The organism is Alkalihalobacillus pseudalcaliphilus (assembly GCF_028610675.1).
Taxonomy (GTDB): Bacteria; Bacillota; Bacilli; order Bacillales; family Bacillaceae_D; genus Alkalihalobacillus; species Alkalihalobacillus pseudalcaliphilus.
Window position 1 is genome coordinate 1,327,804 of sequence record NZ_JAQQWS010000001.1, and the last position, 18,470, is coordinate 1,346,273.

An 18,470-nucleotide genomic window follows, 5' to 3' on the forward strand; every position below is an offset into this window, starting at 1 on the left:
TTACTCCTATTCCCGTCGGACCGGTTGCTCCTTGTGGACCCACTGACCCGGTTACCCCTCTTCGAAAGAGAAGCTGAGAACTAATGTCATTATGGAACCTAATATTTTCTAAACCGTTAGTTTTCGATTGACACCCTTTACTATTTTTAAAATTCATACCACTCCCTCCCACCTTCATGATATGAAATATTAAGAGAATTGTTTGGACTTTTGAACAAAAGCACCACAGCCTTGCACGTATCCGCACAACAGCGAGTTTCGAAGCAATATAAACTAAGGTGGCGAGATCAAAGTGAACTTTGGCTCGTTTCCCTGTGCGATTTCACCCCTTTCCCAATAACAGTTTCTTTATCCAAACTTACATATACCGTTAGCTTTTTAGCTGAATCAATTTTAGGGTTAAAGATAACTTCATATACTTGAAGCTTGTTATAACTTCTATCAATAAATAATTTAACTTCATTTGTGAGTTTTATTTTCGTCACTGTCGAATCTTTCGGGCTAACAGGAATGAATTCTGTCTTTTCATCTTCTGTAACACTATTAAATGCCACCATCTCAATAGACAACTCAGCTTTTATTGGTACATTAGAAACAAAAAAAAATTGAAAACATTTCCAAAAGAATACCTATTAATATAAACCCTCTCTTTTTCATCAATTCACTCCTCACGAATTAGACGAAGGATATACAAAAAAAGTCTCTTTAACTTTCTTAACCAAACATAATCCACAAAGAAACACCTCCCCACTCATTTGAGCAGAAAGGTTAGGGGGATTCTTCATTTTTAAGCTGTACAAACCGGAACAAAAACGAGGTGACTCGGATCAAATCCTGGGAACATATCCGAATCAATTATTTCATTTGTTTGACCATTAATAGCCGTTAAATATCCATCCCTTGAGCCAATAGCAGCACTCGAAACATAAATGATATTACGAACTGGATCAATGGAAACATCACGTCCGTTACCAAGAAGCCCAGGTATGGTCGTAACTACTTGGTTCGTAACCATATCAATAACTGTAACTTCAAAAGTACCATCAGGATTAGAGCTCTGATTAGCCGCATACAGCAAGTTCGTATTTGGATTAAAATCGGTCAGATTTGGAGATAACCCTGGTGTCTGAATCGTTGCCACAACCGTATCAGTATTCGGGTCAATGACACTAAAGTTTTGACTTTGTTGGTTGGCAACAAAAACACGCCCAACATTTGGATTATAAAGAACACCAACCGGTAAATTCCCGACTTGAATGGAACCTACTGTAGGTGGGCTTGTGCCTAAATCAATCGTCGAAACCGTATTGGTAACAGGCGGAGGATTTTGACCATAGTTAGAAACATATAACTTCGTATCGGCTCCATTATTAATATATGCAATATCTGTTGCCCGAGGTATATTTGGAACAATTAATGTTTCCGTATTTGTAATCGTATCAAAAACCGTCACAGAATTTTGGCTCAAATTGGCCATATATAATTCATCTTTTTCAGGATTAAAAATCAATTGAGTTGGCAGTGCTTGACTTAATTGAATCGTCTCTTCAATCTGCCTCGTGAACGGGTTTATGATAAAGAGCTCAGCATCCGTTTCATCTAAGGCATAAACCCGTTGGTTATTAGGATTATAAATAATACCACTAGGCGTATCAAAGAAAGGGGTTCCTATCGTAATCGTATCGATATTCTCTAGCGGACTTGTAGAAAAAACAGATATAGTTCCTGAAAAGAAGTTCGATACAAACACTAAACAATTATTCTGCGGTATAGGTGGTGGCACAGGTGGGAAAGGATTAATCGGAAATACGGGAACCAATTGGTCAAGCAACTTTTTCCTTTGACTTCGTGACAAGCATTTATTTTTAAATTTCATAGTTTTACCATCCTTATACGTTTATATAGGATAATCTATGTCATTATCTATAACCCGGAACGGTCTTTAACTAATCATGCAAAAAATAATAGAGTCCCGCTACTCCCCCACCAATAAACCTAGCTAGAATCATACTCTAGCTAGGCTTCTCTAAACATATAATTGAACGTCTATTACACCGCAACTTTTTTACGTTTACGATAGATATATATCGCGGCCCCTGCGATAAAAATAAAACCTCCAATTAGTAACCAATTATAAGCATTCGTTGCTGTGTTTGGTAAAGTATCTTCTTGCTCATTCTTTGAACCGTTATCTTTTTCTTTTTCTTTTTCTTCGTCCTTACCATTCGTTTCATCCTCTGGACGCTCTCCTTTATCGTCCCCTCCGTTACCACCAGGGACTTCTCCACCTGGAGTACCTGGTGGTTCTTGCTCTTCAGCTGTTAATACAAATATAGCTGTCGCTCCATCTTGCATGGATGGAATTTCAAAATTAATCGTCTCATTTTCTACCTCATATTCCGTCTGACTATAAAGGTCCGTTAATGTACCTTCCATCTCAGGAATATTTAATTCAACCTCAATCGCTTCTTCATTCGTATTTAAAGCGACAAGAACTTTATCTTCACCATAACTTCTTTCAAAAATAAGATATCCTTCCTCATCACTACCTGCTACATGAGAACGGTCTCCTCTTGAAAACAACTCCGAATAATCTGCTCGAATATTTAGTAACGTTTGATAATGCTCATGGACTTCGTTTCCTTCTACGTCATTCCAGGCCATATCATAACGATTATCATAGTAAGGATAGTTCGAGGCACCTGTTAACCCTAATTCTTCCCCATAATAGACCACAGGCTGACCTTTAGCCGTAATTTGTAGTGCCGATGCAACGAGAAGTTTACCGACATCTCCATTGACTGAATATAAAAATCCGTCCTCATCATGACTACCTAAAAATTGCCCTAATGTTGCATGATTACTGAGCTGTTTATTTCTTTCTTCTAATAAACCTTGAACATGCTCAAGAGAGCCATTCGCGAAATTTCTTGCTAAACTTTTAAACTCAAAGTCTAGCAAGGAATCCATCATCCCAGATTGTAAATAACCGAAGTCATCATGCTGACCAGCACCCCAAGCCTCACCAATCATTTTAAATTCAGGCATTTCTCTCGTTAACTCATTTTTAAAGTCCATCCATGTTGTATCTTCAACATGAAGTACCGTATCAACACGGAAATAATCGATCGAATTCCCATTTGGAGTCGTTGATTTTTCAATCCAATCTACTTGCCAATCAATAACTTGTTGACGAACCTCTGGATCCTCCGTTAAAAAGTCAGGAAGTCCTGCTAGTTCACCTTTAATTGTATCTGTCCCACCATCACGGAACATCCCTTCAAAACGCTCACGGTCTTCTTCCGTTGGAAAATGAGGAATATGCTCATTACCAGCATCCGATCCCTTTAACCCATAACCACCATGATTTAAAACGACATCAAGCATAATTTTCATACCACGCTCATGTGCTTCATCAATCAATTCATGGAAATCCTCCATCGTTCCAAAGTGAGGATTAATTTCTTCAAAATTACTTGCCCAGTAACCATGATAACCGTAATAAGGGATACCAGGCTCTGGATCTGTATCAGCGTGACGAACATCATAGACAATATTTTCTACAATCGGATTAATCCAGATTGTATTAATGCCTAGATCCTCTAAATAATCTAACTTCTTAGTAATTCCTTTTAAATCACCGCCTTGATAAGCTCCTCGTTCCTCTGTATCATACCCTACCCCATAAGGGTCATTATTCGTTGGGTCCCCATCAAAGAAACGATCAATTAAAAGAAAATAAACCCTTGCTTCATCCCAATCAAAATCTGCATCACCGACAAACTGACGCGTCTCAATAGTTAACGTCGTTTCTCCTCTGTGTACATTTCCATACTGATCAATAGCGTAAATAGGAATTTCTTTTTCTCCTGCTGTGGTGTCATAATCAACACCAACTGTCACAGTCATTAATTCTGGATCGATCGAAAGACGACTTGAACCACCAATGTTAGACGTATCTGCATATAATTCAGAAATCTCAACCTCATCTTCTAATTCAAGTTCAACCGATAAAACGGCATTCTGATTATACGTCACTTGACTAGGTTCAAACTGACCTGTAATCGATAATTTAGGGTTATCAAACTCAATATAGGACTGACCATCGACTTCATTATAAAAGTCAGCCACTTCAAACTCTTCACCTGCAATCGTGACAAAGAAAGAATACTCATGCTTACCTGTCTCTAGTCCTTCGAAGTGATAGACATAACGCTCATTTTCTCTTTCATATTTCATTGGAAAACGTTCGCCCATAAAGGATAATTCAACTTGTTCAATTTCACCCATCGCATCCAAGTAATACAGCTCTTGATCACGATAATAAAACGTGGCATTTCCACTTTCAATTTCAGGGCCCTTAACTTCAGGAACTGTATGGAATGGAACTTCACCACTTTGAACGAAAACTTTCGTCACTAAATCTTGTGAGTTAAGTTGGATATACCGATCGGGATCTACATCTTTTTTCGCTGTATCCCAATCTTCACCTTGTCTTAATACAAAACCTACTCGGTCTGCTGAAGAACTAACGGCAATATCTACATAGGCTTGACCATCTTTGATTTCAGTAAAATCGATTTGATCATCTTGTGCATTCGTTCCCCATACCCATAAATTCCAACCCTCATAATCTCGATCAGGTCGGTCGTAATGGAATCGAATATGTCTAGGCATTTGCTCAGAGTTTAATGCAGCAATAGCCTCTTCTTCTGAATAAAAGACTTCCTCTATCCCTTCAATCACCCAAACAGCTACTTCGTTTGCGTTTACAGGCATATCAATATCACGGTTGAACCCTTCCTGCTGTTCCCAATCACCTAATCGAGGTAAAATTGTAATTTGATCTTCTGGAAAAGAAAAAGTTCCTTTGGCAAATTGAAAAGAATCTGCGATAGTTATTTGTTCTGAAAATGAATAAGCGGCATCATCAACACCACTGTTAAAGATCCATAGCTGCCAATCTTCTACTTGGTTATCCGTGCGATGATAGTGAATCGTATACTCGTACATACCTTCGATGATCTCGATTGTTTTACGAGCTTGCTCATCACCTTTTGAAGCGACAAGCTCTAACTTCTCGCCAGCTTCAGCGTGATCGGCAATAACAAGTTCATTTTGCTCGATGCTGACACCTGCCACTTGTTCAGAAAGTGACCATTGGACATCGCTCGCTTTTTCAACGGCTCCATCCTCTTGCACCTTTAGTGCTTGAAGTGGGTATGTCTGTTCTTTCTCTACCGCATTCGGCACTTCCTTCAAACTTAATCCTGTAACAACAAATTGGCTGTTGTCATTCTTTAAAGGTAACGGATTGTTCGGATCTTCTATCCATTCATTTCCGTCTATTACTAATTTATATTCATAGGCTCCTGCAGGAAGTGGGCCAGCTTGCCCTGTCCATAGCTCCCCTTCTTTTTGGAGTTCAATAGCGCTATTCTGCCAATCTGTGAAACTACCTGCTACCTTCACAGATTCAGCATCTAGATGACCGTCATACTGAAATAATACGGTTTTATCTTGCTCAACTACCGGATTAATTAAGTCATCATTGGCTTTCGCCTGCTGTTGTGGCATGTACCCTATGAAAGCGGAAACAACTAATAAAACAGCTAAAAACAATGAAACAAATGAACGATTCTGTTTGGTCATAACATGTTTCTCCTCTCAATTTTTGTTTATGTAATGGGTTTGAACCCTACTTACCTATGGAAAAGTTAGCACATTAGTGCAAACGGTTGCATTAATATGTGTGAGAAACGTTTTGTATGAAAGTTGCTTAAAGCTCATGTGTTCTTCTTCGAAGATCGCTGCGGGAATGGGGGGCACGCTTTCCGCAGGCGGGCGCCAAACTAACTTGCTATCGCAAGTGGATTTCGGCCTGCCCTTCCCTCCTGCAGGAGTCGGCCTCCCCATTCCCTCCGCTTGGGTTAATGCAGGCTTCTTGGTTCGTACACTTCTCATACAAAACGATTGAATGAAAAGTAATAAAAGCTAACAAACCAAGAAGCAAAGACATATGATCAAAATGCCACCAGTTGAAGGCGAACGCTACTTTCGTGTTTGTTGGTGGCAAAGTGAATTGGATTTGCTATCTAGGCCTTGTATGAATGTGGTACGAATATTTATGTATACAGCTCATTTCTTCCTACAATCAAAAGATTCGCACAATAGTCGCACTAAATGTGAAAACGATTTCATATTTATCTCTAAGTTACTATGATTTAAGTAAGATTGCAAGTGTCTTTGTTGACACATCTATTAGTAAAGTGGCATGAGCCGAAGTCACAACCATTTACACAAGACTTTCATCTCAAATCCATTGCATAGTCTGTTGACATTATGATTAAGTCGTTAAAAAAATCAAATACCCTCACTATCTATTATGAAGTGAGGGTATTTACTTTACTTATCGCGATTTTCGTTACGTTTGAATGACAGGAATAGATTGAGTATCTCCTTCATAGTAAAAAATCTATTATTTAATCGCTTCATAAACGATTGCTTGTTTACTATTTGAAGGTTTTTTTCCATCAGTAAAGTCCGCTGAAATCTCCACTTGAGAGAATCCAATATTCTCTAAAATTAATTTAAACTCTTCCACACCGTACCAGCGTAGTCCAAACCGCTGCAATTCCGTTTGAATGAGTGCACCCTGTCGCCATTTTTCATACTTCAAGTAGGAAACCTTGAATTGATTTAGCCAATCAACCTTTATCAGTTTTTCTTCCATTGTAATAATATCTCCATTTATCGAATGGAAAGTAGAAGCCCCTTCGAATTGACTTGCTTGAAAAAGGTCGTCCGGTATGAATAAATCAAGTAATAGTTTTCCTCCAACCTCAAGGTGCTCATATAGTTTCTTAAGTACTTGAATGGAGTCCTCGCGATTTTCAATTAATAAAAGCGATCCTGCTGGAATAATAATGGCCTCATATTTGTGAGGTAAAGATAGCTCCCTTAGGTCTGCTTGAAATAAACTCGACTTCAAACCACGAGAATCACAGTGCTGACGACAAGAATTTAGCATGTTCTCTGAATAATCAACGCCATCTACATCAAGCCCCGCTTGTAGGAGGGGAATATATACACGGCCAGAACCGACCATCGCTTCTAATATTTGTCCACGACATCCCTTTAACTTTTCTTGATAAAACTCAATATCACCATCAAATGATTGACCAATTTTTTTCGTTAGATCATAAACCTCTGTGCAAAGCTCTCCATAATAACTAAAAGACATGATATACCCTCCGTATTTAATTTTTTTACTGAAGGGTAATCTACATAGATTAACCGATCAGTACCTTTACTTTTTTAACCTCTAATTTTAATTTGACTATCATAGCTTCCACTCACTTTCACGTATAATGTTATAAACTTAACACGAAGTAAAAAATTGGACAACAATTAAACGTAATATTCAATCATTTTTATTGAATAAATGATTTCTTTTCATATAAGACTAGTTTTGGGCATAAACTGACTTCACTTTTTAAACAGACCCAAAGGCTCCTTTGGCTAATTCCTTTAACTTAAACTTTTGTATTTTACCTGATGCCGTCATGGGATACTCCGTTACAAACGTTATGTAACGCGGAATTTTAAAATAAGCTATTTTCCCTTGGCAGAATTGTTTGATTTCATCTTCTGTTGCACTTACTCCCTCTTTTAGAATAATCCACGCCGATACTTCTTCTCCATATTTTTCATCGGGTATCCCTACAACTTGAACGTCTAAAATTTTTGGATATTGATAAAGGAATTCCTCGATTTCTCGCGGATAAATATTCTCACCACCACGAATAATCATATCCTTTAGACGACCCGTAATCCGACAATATCCATTTTCATCCATAACCGCGAGGTCTCCAGTATGCAACCAGCCCTCTTTTGAGATAGCGGCCTTTGTTGCTTCTGGATTTTTATAATAGCCTTTCATTACGTGATAACCTCTTGTACATAACTCTCCTTGTACACCTCGAGGTACTTCTTTACCGCTATTAGGATCAATAATTCTTACTTCCACATCGGGGTGTGCTCTTCCCACTGTCTCAACACGTAGTTGAAGCGGATCATCTACTCTTGTTTGTGTGATAACAGGTGAGGTTTCTGTTTGACCATAACAAATGGTTACTTCTGACATCCCCATTTTATGGACCACAGCTTTCATCACTTCCACAGGACAATTCGATCCTGCCATAACACCTGTGCGTAAAGATGATAAATCATATTGTCCAAAATCTGGCTCATTTAACTCCCCTATAAACATGGTCGGTACTCCGTGCAAGGCTGTACACCTCTCTTTGGAAACCGTCTCAAGTACGTCCTTTGGATGATATTGCTCAATAGGCACCATCGTCGCTCCAACAGAAACACAAGCAAGGTTGCCAATCACACAACCAAAACAATGAAAAAAAGGCACAGGAATACACAATCTATCTTGATAGGTCAAATTCATACATTCGGCTATTTTCTTACCATTGTTAGTTAAGTTACGATGCGTTAACATAACCCCTTTAGGAAAACCTGTCGTACCTGATGTATATTGCATATTAATAACATCATCTACATGAAGGCTAGTCATTCTTTCGTTCAGTTCATCATCTGATATCAAATCTGATTTTTCAAGGATATCCTTCCATGTAAACATACCTGGATATTCATCATGACCTAAATAAATGATATTTTTCAAATGAGGTAATTTTTTCGCCTGTAATTGCCCTTTCTCTGTTTGCTTTAGTTCCGGGATAATATCGTATAACATTTCAATATAAGAGGCTGCTTTGAATTGATCCATTAAAAGTAAAGTCGTGCAATCTGATTGCTTTAATAAATACTCTAATTCTGATGCTCGATAACTTGTATTAACCGTCACTAATACAGCCCCCATTTTCCCTGAAGCAAATTGGGTAGTTAACCACTCAGGCTTGTTCGTAGCCCAAATAGCCGTATGTTCACCTTGTTCAATACCAAGTGCCATAAAGCCTTTGGCAATTTGTCGGCAGAGCTGATCGAATTGTTGATAGGAATAACGTAAACCTTGTTTTTGATAAACAACAGCTTCGTGATCAGGTATTTTTTTGGCCATATCCTCTAATAACTTCCCTATAGGCTTTTGAATATCAGACATGATAATCCTCCCTCACGTTCATTCAATTGAAAGCATCCTTTAAAGTAGTTAATCATGCAAACGCATACAATTCGCTGTTTCATAACGATAGCTTTATTATAATATAAAACCAAGTCACAATTCTAATTATTCAGAAAAATATATAAAAAATTACCACATTAAAACAGCCTTAGCACAATAAATCATCGAGCTAAGACCGCCTATTTTTATTTTAATCCTGTTAATTGTATGCCTTTAATTATATGCTTTTGTAACAAGAAAAATACGAGAATTAGTGGTAAGGCTGTAATAGTAGCTCCAGCCATAATGAGTTCCCACCTCGACTCAAATTCACCTGAAGCGAAGAAGGATAATCCAACTGGTAATGTGAAGAGATTTGGAGATTCAAGTACTATTAACGGCCAAAGAAAAGCATTCCAATTACTTAAAAACGTGAAGATACATAAAGCTGAAATCGCTGGCCACACTTGCGGAATCGCTACTTTAAGGAAAATGCGAAACTCACCAAGACCATCTACTCTCGCCGCATCCAATAAATCATCCGGAATTCCCCCCATAAATTGCTTCATTAGGAAGACACCAAACCCAGTCATCAGACCTGGAAACAATAAACCCCAGTAGTTATCGACCCAGCCAAATTCAGAACTCATTAAATACCAAGGAATAATTAGCATTTCCGTAGGTACCATTAACGTACTTAAAATCGCAATAAAAATAACCGTCTTACCTATAAAACTGAATTTCGCAATGATATATCCGACCAATGTATCGAAAAAAGCAACACTTATCGTCGTTACGACCGCAATAATTAAACTATTAATAAACCATTTTCCAAAAAGAGTATCCTGGAAGATACGTCGGTAATTATCCAAAGTCGGATTCTCTGGAATAATACTTAATGAATAGACATCTAATGCTCCTTTTAATGAGGTTGAAACCATCCAAATAAAAGGAAACAACATGATAATGGAACCACCAATAAGCAAACTATATATAAGAATTGACTTCATTTTTTTATTCATTCCTTGCACTCCCTTTAATAATCATATTTTTTCGAAAGAACTTTCATTTGGAAGATTGTTAATGCAAGAATAAAAATGAATAAAATTACGGTCGCTGCTGAGGCTAAACCCATACTGTATTGTCTAAATGCTAGCTGATAAATATAAACAACAATTGTGATGGTCGAATGAAGCGGCCCTCCAGCTCCATTAACACTCATGTTCACAACTTGTGTAAAAGATACTTGAATAAAGTTAATACTGCCTATTACAACGGAGAAAACGATCGTCGGATTTAATAAAGGTAAAGTAATAGATTTAAATTTATGCCATGAATTAGCCCCGTCAACCTCTGCTGCTTCATAAAAAATCTTAGGTATATTTTCTAAACCAGCAAGAAAAATAACCATTTGGAAACCTAGGGCCTGCCAAATCATTGTACCAATAATGATATAGATCGCCTGATCAGGCGATCCTAAAAATAACTGAGCGGGTATTCCTAATGAAACCAACCATTCGTTTACAATACCGTTATTCATAAAAATCCAACGGAAAACCCAACTTACCGCTACAACACTCGTTACATAGGGAATAAAATAGATGACTCTAAAAACGCCAACAAATCGATTAATCCTTTGTAATAATAAAGCAATACCCAATCCAATAATAACTTGTCCAACAACACCTAATACGATAAAAATAAATGTATTCCACAATGACTTCAGAAAAACTTGATCCTGAAATAACGTCACATAATTTTCTAAACCTACAAACGGTTTTTCTGGAGAAAGGATATCCCATTCTCGAAACCCGATGTTAAATGTATATATGGTCGGAATAAAACGAATAGAAATATAAAATAGTAGGGGTAACATCAAGCATAAATAAACAAATAAATACTTCCTTTGCGTTAAAGTCCAATTGGCAGTGAAGCTTTTTCTACGCTTCATCGGACTTTTAGGGTTTATCGTTGGTTCAGCCATTTAATGACCTCCTCTAAAAGATGCCTCATCACACTAGCGATTTATAAGATGTAGGAATGGAAAGGTTCAAAGTAACCCTTCCATTCTTACTCCGAATCACTAATCTCGGTTTGTCCAGTAATCATCAAAGAGTTTCTGCGTTTCTGTAACAAGCTCCTCAAAAGCTTCTTCTGGTTCAACATTTTGTAGTAAGACTCGATCTACTGCCTGAATGACTAAATCCCTTTCTTGGCTTTCATCAACAAAAAAGTGAGCATTCGCATATGGTAGCTGTTCAATAAACGCTCCATATAATTCACTCTCTAAATACTTGCCTTGCATCGCTACACTTTCCTTCGCAGGTAACTCCCCTATTTCATCCAGCCAACGCTCCATGACATCTTCTGAGGTTAAGAACTGCAAAAATTTGACGGAGGCTTCTAACTTTTCACCTTCAACTCCTGAAGTTATTCCATTACTCCAGAAAGAAGCTTGTGTAGATTGTTCATCTTTCACTGGTAGTGGGGCAATTGCATAATTCAAATCAGGAGCATCCGCTTGTAATGTACCGATTCTGAATGAGCCATCAATATTCATCGCCGCATGCCCTGTCATAAATGCCGTTACATCATCAGTATAAAAATCCCTTTCACCCACTGCGTGTGTCGTCGGAAAATCTAGCCAGTAGTTAAATGCTTCTAAGCCTGCTGGTGATTGATCCCATAAAATCGTTCTACGATCTTCACTCAAAGACTCTCCACCAGCTTGATATAATAACCCATCTCTAAACCAATGATGCCCTTGCTGACTAGGTTCCCACGCCATTCCTGCTTGCTGTAAGCGGTCATTACCATCACGAATCGTCAACTGTTTAGAGTATTCAACCAGCTCATCCCAGTTTGTTGGTGGCTGTTCTGGATCTAATCCCGCTTCCTCAAATAAATCTTTATTATAAAATAGGGCCAGCGTTCTCACGGCAGTTGGTATCGTCCAGTATTCATCATCAATTTTGACTGACTCTACCATTGGGAAAAATTCTGATTCAATTTCTTCATGAGAAAATGCATCCTGAGGTAATGGCTGTAAATAACCTGAATCCACATATCTTGGCACCCATCCATAAAATAGATTAATCACATCTGGCCCTCGTCCTGCTGGTACTTGTGCTGCTACCCTTTCATTAAATTGGTCATAAGGAAATGTCGTTTGCTTCACTTTAATACCTGGGTTCGCTTCTTCAAATTCGGCAATTAATTCATCCATTAATTTCACTTTTGAATCAAAATGGTATTGCCAATATTCAATCTCAACGGTTTCACCGTTTTGACTTTCCCCTTGATCATTCGTTCCCGTATCCGAAGTACTTTCACTACACCCTACTACTAACACTAGGAAACTACTAATAAATAAAAGAAACCATTTTTTCACGTTAAATCCCCCTTCATCATTTTCTTTCATTGAATGAATAACTCAACTTCTTGCTGTAAGTACTGCTTAGATGCTTGTATATGGTTTAACTTCTCTGAAACCCAGTTTTTATGTTGATGCAAGCGAGTAAAAGATACTTGTTTCTGTCGTTTCACCTCGTTCATTTCAGGTCCTCCTTCAATGTTTCTAACACGAATGAATTCTGTCGGGTTCAAGGCTTTTCTGAAATCTGTATTCGTAATCTGAAGTATACAATCATACTTTTCCCTCGCTATTTCCTTTAAACGCTCGACAGAACCACCACTCATATTTTGACCTTGCTGATTGAGTTCATGAACCATATGAGCGACAATACCATGAGCTTTTCTAAAAGGAATTTCTTCATTACGAACAAGGGTATCAGACAATTCGGTTACCGTTGAAAAGCCACCTTTCACTCTTTCTATCATCAATTCTGAATTGAATGAGCAGTCAGCTAAAATTTCAGTCAAAATCTTTATAATTGAAGTAGACTGCTGGACCCCTCTTAATAAAGGCGGTTGAATATCATCACCAATATCAACGATATCGCCAAAAGGAACATTATGTGCAACCTTAAAGCACCCTTGTAGATCTGCCAACGCCTTACTAATTGACGCTCTTGTATGCTCTAAAGCAGAAGGGTTCCTTTTTTGAGGCATGATACTTGACGTTTGTACATGTTTATCGTGTAAGCGCAATGTATTTACTTCATTTGTTGTCATAAAAATTAAATCAAAGACAAAACGTGAAAGATTAGATAATGAAATAGATAATACACTAGCCATTTCCATGAGATAATCCGAAGTCGCAACGGCATCATATGAGTTTGCCATCACTTGATCAAAGCCTAATACTTGGCACATATATTTTCGGTCGATACAAAATCCCGTTGTAGAAAGTGCACATGCCCCCATCGGTGATTCATTGATACGGTCATATAAGGACATAGCACGTTTTAAATCTCTTGAAAGGTTTTGTTCTACAGCCATTAAATAATGAGAAAGTGTCGTGGGTTGGGCTTGTTGATTATGCGTATGTGCTGGCATTATGGTCATAATATGCTCATCTACTAGCCTTAATATCACTTCTTCTAACTCCATTACTTGATTCATCCAATTTAAGAGACAATCTCGCCAAAACATACGGAACATCGTCGTATCCATATCATTCCTACTAAAGGCGATGTGCATATTCCCAACTAATTCACCCCCTAACTCTTCCTCTAAATCTGCCTCAATCATAAAAAATAAGTCTTCATAACTTGAATCATATTCTTTTGTGTAACCTTTTTGATATAACTCATACGTCTTTTTTAAAAGAAGCTTCGCCTCATCCTCCCCAAGAATGTTCTGTTTATTTAGCATTAACAGATGCCCTAAATTAATCTCCATCATGTAAGGAAAGTAATTGCTTTTTGTAAAATCATAGGTCGGCTTTAATGTTTCTAAGATATATTGCTCAGAACGAATTCGCGTCATCCTTACACCATCCTCTCATGCTTTAGCAATGATTCATGCTCACTTAAGCAAAGTGCCCCTGTTCCAATGATTGAGATATGCTCTAATTCTGTTAAGACCACCTTTGTTTGTAGCGGCAGATACTTATCTAATACAGCTTGCACTTTAGGAAGAAACCAATGACCAGATTTTGATAATCCACCAGCTAAAACAACACATTGTGGGTTCAAAATACTAATGACATTCACCAAGGCAAAAGCAAGGTGGTCCAAGGCTTCATCAATAATTCTGAGCGAATCGTCTTCCCCTTTCATCGCTTGTTCAAATACCATTTTGGCTGTTAGTTTTTTTCCTTTTAACGGATGTCCTTGGCCCCTTTGTAGAAGCAATTCCTCCATTTTTTTTACGATCGAGTATCCACCCACTTGACTATCTAAAAATCCATAACCATCAAATGTTTGAATAGTCCCACTTTTCATTTTGTTTTTATCTGTAATCAAATATCCAATTTCACCTGCCGCATAATGATGTCCACGATATAATTCACCATTAACGATAATACCGCAGCCAATTCCAGTACCTAGCGTTATTAAAATGGCATGATTCGCATGGCGTGCTTTTCCTTTCCACTGTTCCCCTAATATCGCAACATTGACATCATTATCTACATATACAGGGATATCTACTCTTTTATGTATTTCTTGTTTTAATGGATAATTGACCCAACCTAGACTAGGTGCTTCTAGTACAATACCTTGATTTGTATCGGTAATTCCTGGTGCTCCTACTCCAATGGCCAACACTTTCTCTTTTTCAATATGATTTTTCCTCAATAAATCAAACACACATTCACAAATTTTATCCATCATACCTTCTCGCAATAATGATTGAGTATCTAAAACATTCACTTGAATAACATCACCTTTGATATTCAGTAAACCTATTTCTATATTCGTACCGCCTATATCAATTCCAATCATATAACGTGCGATTGGATTTAAATAAAGGTGTATCGGTTTCCTCCCTCCATGTACACTGGCTTCATGGCTTTCTTTTTCAAAAATCCATTCTTCATTTATGAGTTCATCAACAATGAGTGAGACTGTCGGCTTACTAATCATCAATGCTTGAGCAATGTCCGTCCGTGATTTCTTATCATGTTCAGCGATGTAACGCATAATTTTCTTTTTATTTAGTATCTTCAGGTAATTAGGTGTATTTTTCTTATTTACATTCATGAACCAAGCCCCTTGAATAAGATTTCATTTAGTTTGTAAAACTTCCTTACTGTCCCTTCTTTTAAAAGCTAGCCAATCCGTGCATTTTTTATCTCATATGCACCTTTTGGCTAGCTTATTCCCTCTTCCTGGTTCACAACTTTTCCCGATTAGCCCCTAGACCTACTGACTTATCGGATAACTTAACAAATTCATAAATATCCGATAGCCCCCAGGAACTTGACCTTGTATTTGTCGATACCAAACAAGGTTGGTATACAAATATGTTCCTTCTCCATACTCAGCCATCAATATTCCGCTATCAAAAGGTTCTTCATTAGGGTCTGCCATACTTAAGAATGTATCGTATTGGTCCGCCCAAGCTGATGGAAAGTAAAGTCCACGTTCTTGCACCCAACCCTCCCAGTCGGCGTTAGAAAGTTCATTAGGATAATGATAAATAGCGTGATCGGGGTTAAATAACCTAACCTCAGCATTTTGATCTGTTACACGCCAATTAATAGATGGTCGACCGATCGTTAATGGATAAGGTGCCATACTTTCACTAAATCCGTCATTAATCGTGTGATATTGAACGATTAAATGACCTCCATTCTCGACATAATCTAATAAGTGATCATTATACTCTCTAAGCTCCGGATCCCGGTATGCTCTTATTCCAAGTGCAATCGTGTCATAATGATTTAAGTTACCACTACTAAGCTCTTCATTGCTAACCTTCGTAACATCTACTCCAATATTCATCAAGTGGTCGGCAATTTGGTCAAAACCACTATCGATATAACCAACTTTTAATTGTTCGGGAATTTCTAGTTCAAATGCGACTCCACTTGAAGAAGAATCAAAGAGATAGTAGGAGGTGTTAATATGATCATAATCAATCATCTGTACCGTCGTTGAATAGAGACGATTATGAACTTCTACCTCACCTAAAATCTCAAACTGATTCGGAATATCTGAACTAGGAAACACATCAAATTCTACTTGTTTCTTCTCACCTTGTTCCTCAAATTGAACAGACTCTTGGTCTGTTGTATAATGCCAGCCTTCTGGTAATTGCAAAGATGGATAGGCTGTGCTTTCTCCAGGTAAGTGGTTTGTTAACTCCATTTGAACGGCTATAATCTCCGGTGGATCCAGCAAGTTTAACGATAGCTGCCTTGGGCTAAAATCAACTGAAACGTCTGGCAAAATTGCGACTACTTCATTAGGTTCCTTTTGTAGCTTCGCAGTCGCTTTACCAACTTTGTAAATTGCTTCAGCTTTTATAACACTTTCCTTGTATGGATGATAAAAAGGAGCATCCTCTGGCACTTTTACTTGGTACTTCACCTCTAATTCATCATTCGGTTTTAAGGTCCTGCCTTTTGCACCACCTACAACCTCCCAATTTTTTGGAACAAGCAGTTGCAGTTGTAAACTCTCTATTTTCTCTTGACCATTGTTTTTAACGGTTATCGTCGCTTCTGTTTCTCCACCACGAGTTAACTGTACGTTCTCTAATTCAACATCTATTTGGAGTGAGGAGGCCACATTGGAAACTTCAAATAACTGTTGCTCCTTTACGTCGAATTTATATAAAAGATCCGCTTTGAATGTTTCATTGATTTTACTATTTTCAATCTTCTTATACGCTTTCTTAATTTCCTCTAATGCCTTATGAGATGCAATAAGCACTTTTTGCCTATTCGGGTATTCTGCGACAACTTTATCCAAAGACTTTTGAACATTTTTTAAAGCACCTCTTATTTGGTTTTCATGACCTTTCAGCCCATCAACAACTTCTTCAAAGTCCTTATATAACCCATCGAAGATACTTTCTTCTTGCTCCGGTATTTCTTGAACAGATTGAACTAACTCTAAATCAACATATAACGGTTCAACTGGTAATTCACGCCCCATACCCTGACTCTTATGTAGGTAGCGAGACTCTTCCCCTAATTGTGCATAGGTTTTCCCATAAATAGGATCAATTGTATTCCCTACTTCAATTGAAATCGTTGCACTCTCCTTGTTTTCTGCAGGTAAATAGAGTTTCTTAATTTGCCATGTTTCTAAACCTTCTTCAAGATGCTCTGGAAAAACATTTGGATTAGCTGCATCATCAAAAGCACTCATTGTTAAGACATTAATAGCCCGATGATGTCCGTGTTGGGATGGCACATCTCTAAAAGAAGGGAAGACAATTTCAGGTCGGTACTCTCTTATGTGACGTATTAAACGCTCATAGACAATATCTTCTGACCACTCATTTAACGTTTCTTCGACTGATTTAGAAAAACCAAAATCGTAAATCGGGTCATCAATGTCTTCACTTAATAGAATTAAATCCACATTTGTAATGTCTGAAGCTTCAATCAGCTCCTCTGATCGGATAATTCCTAACCCATTTCCAATCTCTAAGCCGATTTCATTTTGACCACCTTCGCCACGGTTTGCTATTAAACTCCCCGTCCTAACTCCTTCGCCTAATGATAAATAGGCTAGTAAATGGCTGCGTTCATCATCAGGATGGGCACCCGTGTTTAAGAAACTAGTGGTAGTTGTCAATGGTTTGAGAACCTTCCATAAATCAGGATCTTCACTTTGAGCTTGAGAATTAACTGCGATGAATGGTAGTGAGGAAAGAAATAAAAGTAACAAAAGGGGTAGAACAACTACTTTTTTCATCTAAAAACCTCCAATCAATTTTTTTGTCGGCTTTTCATGATGTCGTTTTATTGCTGTTCGTTTATTGAGGGTTAAGTTAATAAAGTTTCCTTACTAACTTAACATGTTTAGTATATCGACATATAAATTTTAATAACAGAGTCTTTTTATGTAATATTCAATATTTTATTAAAATTATAAATAGAAAACTTAAAATTGTCTAGCACTTTTTTCTTATTGTTTGTACGAAAGATGGTGCGAACATAGTGCACGACTCGCCGCTACCGAAAGTTATGCTCCGCGTCCTGCAGGGTGGCGCTACCGAAAATCATGCTGCTCGTCAATCATTTGGCACTGTGCGTACTTATAACCTCCGCTTAAGTGGTTATAAACTTGTATTTCGTTTTGCTCAGGCTTTCTTCCTCTTTTTCTGCTCGCAACCCCGAGATTCCGCGTTTGCTCGGGCTTTCTTCCTCTTTTTCTGCTCGCAACCCCGAGATTCCGCGTTTGCTCGGGCTTTCTTCCTCTTTTCCTCCTCGCAACCCCGAGATTCCTCGTTTGCTCGGGCTTTCTTCCTCTTT

General features: G+C 37.9%; 12 protein-coding genes. 1 reads left to right on the forward strand and 11 read right to left on the reverse strand.

The genetic code is table 11. The annotated features are described in order from the left end of the window. Window positions 1-287 precede the first annotated feature (287 nt). The 11 genes from PQ479_RS06655 to PQ479_RS06705 form a co-directional block, all read right to left on the reverse strand. Window positions 288-557 (reverse strand): hypothetical protein, encoded by a 270-nt coding sequence (locus tag PQ479_RS06655; RefSeq protein WP_047988464.1) that lies wholly within the window; start codon window positions 555-557, stop codon window positions 288-290. Window positions 558-787: 230 nt separating this feature from the next. Then, window positions 788-1,876 (reverse strand): YncE family protein, encoded by a 1,089-nt coding sequence (locus PQ479_RS06660; protein ID WP_047988463.1) that lies wholly within the window; start codon window positions 1,874-1,876, stop codon window positions 788-790. A gap of 173 nt (window positions 1,877-2,049) precedes the next feature. Then, entirely contained in the window at window positions 2,050-5,652 is a 3,603-nt protein-coding gene (locus PQ479_RS06665) for an alpha-amylase family glycosyl hydrolase (RefSeq protein WP_047988462.1), read from the reverse strand. Between the two features lie 826 nt (window positions 5,653-6,478). Then, on the reverse strand, window positions 6,479-7,243 hold the full coding sequence (locus tag PQ479_RS06670) for a class I SAM-dependent methyltransferase (RefSeq protein ID WP_047988461.1): 765 nt from the start codon (window positions 7,241-7,243) through the stop codon (window positions 6,479-6,481). Window positions 7,244-7,495: 252 nt separating this feature from the next. Then, window positions 7,496-9,133 carry an AMP-binding protein gene (locus PQ479_RS06675; protein WP_047988460.1) on the reverse strand — a complete coding sequence of 546 codons (1,638 nt, stop codon included), beginning with the start codon at window positions 9,131-9,133 and terminating at the stop codon, window positions 7,496-7,498. A gap of 206 nt (window positions 9,134-9,339) precedes the next feature. Continuing rightward, window positions 9,340-10,155 (reverse strand): carbohydrate ABC transporter permease, encoded by an 816-nt coding sequence (locus PQ479_RS06680; protein WP_047988459.1) that lies wholly within the window; start codon window positions 10,153-10,155, stop codon window positions 9,340-9,342. A gap of 14 nt (window positions 10,156-10,169) precedes the next feature. Further along, window positions 10,170-11,117 (reverse strand): carbohydrate ABC transporter permease, encoded by a 948-nt coding sequence (locus PQ479_RS06685; RefSeq protein ID WP_083991222.1) that lies wholly within the window; start codon window positions 11,115-11,117, stop codon window positions 10,170-10,172. A 99-nt stretch (window positions 11,118-11,216) separates the two neighbouring features. Further along, entirely contained in the window at window positions 11,217-12,524 is a 1,308-nt protein-coding gene (locus PQ479_RS06690) for an extracellular solute-binding protein (RefSeq protein ID WP_047988458.1), read from the reverse strand. Window positions 12,525-12,550: 26 nt separating this feature from the next. Continuing rightward, on the reverse strand, window positions 12,551-14,023 hold the full coding sequence (gene argH, locus PQ479_RS06695; protein ID WP_047988457.1) for an argininosuccinate lyase: 1,473 nt from the start codon (window positions 14,021-14,023) through the stop codon (window positions 12,551-12,553). Window positions 14,024-14,025: 2 nt separating this feature from the next. Beyond that, window positions 14,026-15,240, reverse strand: a complete 1,215-nt coding sequence (locus tag PQ479_RS06700) for an ROK family transcriptional regulator (protein WP_047988456.1) — start codon at window positions 15,238-15,240, stop codon at window positions 14,026-14,028. 162 nt (window positions 15,241-15,402) lie between these two features. Continuing rightward, complete coding sequence (locus tag PQ479_RS06705) at window positions 15,403-17,910, reverse strand: PIG-L family deacetylase (RefSeq protein WP_047988455.1); 2,508 nt, start codon at window positions 17,908-17,910, stop codon at window positions 15,403-15,405. Between the two features lie 372 nt (window positions 17,911-18,282). On the opposite strand from PQ479_RS06705, the gene PQ479_RS06710 reads away from it, so the two are divergent. Further along, window positions 18,283-18,470, forward strand: a 188-nt coding sequence (locus tag PQ479_RS06710) for a hypothetical protein (protein WP_273716836.1), incomplete at its 3' end; no start/stop codon positions are given.

Excerpts from the sequence above, each read along its gene's own strand:
- PQ479_RS06655 (WP_047988464.1), bottom strand. The coding sequence starts at position 557 with ATGGTGGCATTTAATAGTGTTACAGAAGATGAAAAGACAGAATTCATT.
- PQ479_RS06660 (WP_047988463.1), bottom strand. The coding sequence starts at position 1,876 with ATGAAATTTAAAAATAAATGCTTGTCACGAAGTCAAAGGAAAAAGTTG.
- PQ479_RS06665 (WP_047988462.1), bottom strand. The coding sequence starts at position 5,652 with ATGACCAAACAGAATCGTTCATTTGTTTCATTGTTTTTAGCTGTTTTA.
- PQ479_RS06670 (WP_047988461.1), bottom strand. The coding sequence starts at position 7,243 with ATGTCTTTTAGTTATTATGGAGAGCTTTGCACAGAGGTTTATGATCTA.
- PQ479_RS06675 (WP_047988460.1), bottom strand. The coding sequence starts at position 9,133 with ATGTCTGATATTCAAAAGCCTATAGGGAAGTTATTAGAGGATATGGCC.
- PQ479_RS06680 (WP_047988459.1), bottom strand. The coding sequence starts at position 10,155 with ATGAATAAAAAAATGAAGTCAATTCTTATATATAGTTTGCTTATTGGT.
- PQ479_RS06685 (WP_083991222.1), bottom strand. The coding sequence starts at position 11,117 with ATGGCTGAACCAACGATAAACCCTAAAAGTCCGATGAAGCGTAGAAAA.
- argH (WP_047988457.1), bottom strand. The coding sequence starts at position 14,023 with ATGACGCGAATTCGTTCTGAGCAATATATCTTAGAAACATTAAAGCCG.
- PQ479_RS06700 (WP_047988456.1), bottom strand. The coding sequence starts at position 15,240 with ATGAATGTAAATAAGAAAAATACACCTAATTACCTGAAGATACTAAAT.
- PQ479_RS06705 (WP_047988455.1), bottom strand. The coding sequence starts at position 17,910 with ATGAAAAAAGTAGTTGTTCTACCCCTTTTGTTACTTTTATTTCTTTCC.